Here is a 4,068-nt window from a genome sequence, read left to right as displayed (position 1 = left end):
CGCACGCCGTCGCGCGGCTGCAGTTCGGAGGCGCTGAAGGTCGGGCCGGATGCGGTCGAGCACGCGGCGAGGGCCGTTGCGGAAAGTGCGAGCGCAAGAGCGAGTTTGTTCACGGTTACATCCTCAATGCTTGGGTTGACTGAAGCCCGCCACGGGGGGCGCGGCGGGCTCGTCCGGCGGTCGGGGCCGCCGCGGGCCGTCCGGCTGGCGAGCCGGGCGGCCTGGCGGCGCGACGCGTTACTTCCACTGGTACAGCATGCCGGCGCCGATCACCTTCTGACCGCCGCTGAAGCCGCCGTTGATCGACGCCTTCAGGTTCTCCGTGATGCGGGCCTGCATGTTGACCGCCATCGCCTTCTGGCCGAGGAAGGTCGACGTGCCCACGCCCATCCCGAAGTTGGCATCGCGATCGAGCTGCGGGATCGATGCCATTGCGCCGACGGCCGCGATACCCTGCTTCGCCATCTGGTCGGTCTGCTGCAGTTGCGAACCCAGCGAGTTGATCTGCGCCTGCTGGCCCGACAGTGCCGTCGACAGCGTCGTCTGCACCTGCGTCAGCTGGTTCACGTTCACCGCGTCGGTGCCTTGCGTACCCGGCGCGACGTTGATGACCTGGCGCTGCTGCGTGTCGCTGCCGACCGATACGACGTTCTGGCGGCCGCCGTCCGTCGAGTTCGCGCCGATCGCCACCGAGTTCGAGCCGGCAGTGACCTTCGGCGCATCGCTGCCCGTGCCGCTCATGTCCGCCGCGACGCCGTTGTTGTTGTTGGCACGCGTCGTGTTGTTGTTGATCGTCGTCGACAGCGAGTTCAACGAGTTGTTGATGTTGGTCACGCCGGTCGACAGCGACGCCACGTTGCTGTTCGTCGTGCTCAGGCCGGTGGACAGCGAGCCGATGCCGGTCGAGGTCGACGTCGACAGCGAGTTGATCGCGGTCGACGTCGACGTGGACAGCGAGGCCACGTTGCTGTTCGTCGCGCTCAGGCCGGTGGACAGCGAGTTGATGCCCGTCGACAGCGATGCGACGTTCGACGCGGTCGACGTCGACAGCGCATTCACCGCGTTGTTCGTCGCGTTGAGCTGGCTGCCGTTGATCGCGTCAGTGCTGCTGGCCGAGATCTGGCCTGCCGCGACGTTCGTGATCTGGCGTTCCTGGCCCGGTGCGCCGACGCTCACCACGCCGACCGGCGAGCTGCCCGCGAAGAAGTACGTGACACCGCCGATCGTGGCGCTCGACGTCGGGTTCGCGGTGCTCGTGACCGAGTTCGCGCCAAGTGCGATCGAGTTGGCGACGTTGGCCTGCGCGTTCGTGCCGAAGGCGATCGAGTTGGCGGCGCTTGCCGTTGCACTCGAGCCGTAGGCCTGTGCGCCGACCGCGCTGGCTGTGGCCTGGTTGCCCAGCGCGATCGTGTTGTCGGCGAGCGCCTGGTTGGAGCTGCCGAGTGCGAGCGCGCTGGCGCCGTTGGCCGTGTTCGCGTTGCCGAGCGCCACTGCGCCATTGCCGGTCGCCGTGTCGTTCGCGCCCATTGCCACCGCGCCGGTACCCGTTGCGATGCTCGGGTCGCCGATCGCGACCGCACCGTCGCCGCTTGCCGTGTTGCCGGAGCCGATCGACACGGCCTTGCCGCCCGTTGCCGATGCGTTCTGGCCGATGGCGACCGCGCCTGCCGACTGCGCGTTCGAACCGTCGCCGACCGCGACGCTGCTGGCGCCTGCTGCGCTGGCGTTCACGCCGGTTGCGAGGGCGTTGGCGCCTGTTGCGCCGTCGTTGGCGTAGTTGCTTTGCTGCACGCCGTTGTCGTTGACGCTGTAGTAGTGCGTCTTCGCGGCGTTGATTGCGGTCGAGGTCGAGGTCGACAGCGACGATACCGAGCTGTTCGTGCTGCTCAGGCCGGTGGACAGCGAGCCGATACCGGTCGACGTCGACGTGGACAGCGACAGGATCGTGCTGTTCGTGCTGCTCAGGCCGGTGGACAGCGAGTTGATGCCGGTCGAGGTCGAAGTCGACAGCGACGTGATCGAGCTGTTGGCCGACGAGAGGCCCGTCGAGGTCGAGGTCGACAGCGAGCTGATCGAGCTGTTGGCCGACGACAGGCCGGTCGACGTGGAAGTCGACAGCGACGTCACCGAGCTATTCGTCGAGCTGAGGCCGGTGGACAGCGAGCCGATCGAGCTGGTGGCCGACGACAAACCGGTCGAGGTCGACGTGGACAGCGAGGTGATCGAGCTGTTCGCCGACGAGAGGCCGGTCGACGTCGAGGTCGACAACGACGTGATCGAGCTGTTGGCCGACGACAGGCCGGTCGACGTCGATGTCGACAACGACGTGATCGAGCTGTTGGCCGACGACAGACCCGTCGAGGTCGACGTGGACAACGAATCGATCGAACTGTTCGCCGACGAGAGGCCGGTCGAGGTCGAGGTCGACAGCGAATCGATCGAGCTGTTGGCCGACGACAGGCCGGTCGACGTGGAAGTCGACAGCGATGTGACCGAGCTGTTGGTCGAACTGAGGCCGGTGGACAGCGAACCGATCGAGCTGGTGGCTGACGAGAGACCGGTCGACGTGGAGGTCGACAGCGACGTGACCGAGCTATTCGTTGAGCTGAGGCCGGTGGACAGCGAACCAATCGAGCTGGTGGCCGACGAGAGACCGGTCGACGTGGAAGTCGACAGCGACGTCACCGAGCTATTGGTCGAGCTGAGGCCAGTGGAAAGCGAACCGATCGAGCTGGTGGCCGACGACAGACCCGTCGAAGTCGAAGTCGACAGCGACGTCACCGAGCTATTCGTCGAGCTGAGGCCGGTGGACAGCGAGCCGATCGAGCTGGTGGCCGACGAGAGACCGGTCGACGTGGAGGTCGACAGCGACGTCACCGAGCTATTGGTCGAGCTGAGGCCGGTCGACAGTGAACCGATCGAGCTAGTAGCCGACGAGAGACCAGTCGACGTCGAGGTCGACAGAGACGTGATCGAGCTGTTCGCCGACGACAGACCCGTCGAGGTCGAGGTTGAAAGCGAATCGATCGAGCTGTTGGCCGACGACAGGCCGGTCGAGGTCGAAGTCGACAGCGACGTGATCGAGCTGTTCGCCGACGACAGGCCCGTCGACGTCGAAGTCGACAGCGAATCGATCGAGCTGTTCGCCGACGAGAGGCCGGTCGACGTCGAGGTCGAGAGCGACGTGATCGAGCTGTTAGCCGACGAGAGGCCCGTCGAGGTCGAGGTCGACAGCGAATCGATCGAGCTGTTGGCCGACGACAGGCCGGTCGAGGTCGACGTGGACAGCGAAGTGATCGAGCTATTCGCCGAGGACAAACCGGTCGAGGTCGAGGTCGACAGCGAATCGATCGAGCTGTTGGCCGACGACAGGCCGGTCGACGTGGAAGTCGACAGCGACGTCACCGAGCTATTCGTCGAGCTGAGGCCGGTGGACAGCGAGCCGATCGAGCTGGTGGCCGACGACAGGCCCGTCGACGTCGAAGTCGACAGCGAATCGATCGAGCTGTTCGCCGACGAGAGGCCGGTCGACGTCGAGGTCGACAGCGACGTGATCGAGCTGTTGGCCGACGACAGGCCGGTCGAGGTCGACGTGGACAGTGAGGTGATCGAGCTGTTCGCCGACGAGAGGCCGGTCGACGTCGAGGTCGACAACGACGTGATCGAGCTGTTGGCCGACGACAGGCCGGTCGACGTGGAAGTCGACAGCGACGTCACCGAGCTATTCGTCGAGCTGAGGCCAGTGGAAAGCGAACCGATCGAGCTGGTGGCCGACGAGAGACCGGTCGACGTGGAAGTCGACAGCGACGTCACCGAGCTATTCGTCGAGCTGAGGCCGGTGGACAGCGAGCCGATCGAGCTGGTGGCCGACGAGAGACCGGTCGACGTGGAGGTCGACAGCGACGTCACCGAGCTGTTGGTCGAGCTGAGGCCGGTCGACAGTGAACCGATCGAGCTAGTAGCCGACGAGAGACCAGTCGACGTCGAGGTCGACAACGACGTGATCGAGCTGTTCGCCGACGACAGACCCGTCGAGGTCGAGGTTGAAAGCGAATCGATCGAGCTGTT

At 65.7% G+C, this 4,068-nt stretch carries 1 protein-coding gene and 1 pseudogene; both read right to left on the bottom strand.

What is annotated here, in order from left to right; all coding sequences use genetic code 11:
• Nucleotides 1-113: pseudogene (locus G3O00_RS40800) on the bottom strand (OmpA family protein); the annotation flags it as partial.
• A gap of 124 nt (nt 114-237) precedes the next feature.
• Nucleotides 238-4,068 (bottom strand): YadA-like family protein (locus tag G3O00_RS40795; protein ID WP_206146387.1); only part of this gene is annotated, 3,831 nt, incomplete at its 5' end.

This window comes from Burkholderia sp. Ac-20384, assembly GCF_017104605.1.
GTDB classification, from domain to species: Bacteria; Pseudomonadota; Gammaproteobacteria; order Burkholderiales; family Burkholderiaceae; genus Burkholderia; species Burkholderia lata.
This window is presented reverse-complemented; position numbering and strand designations above follow the sequence as displayed.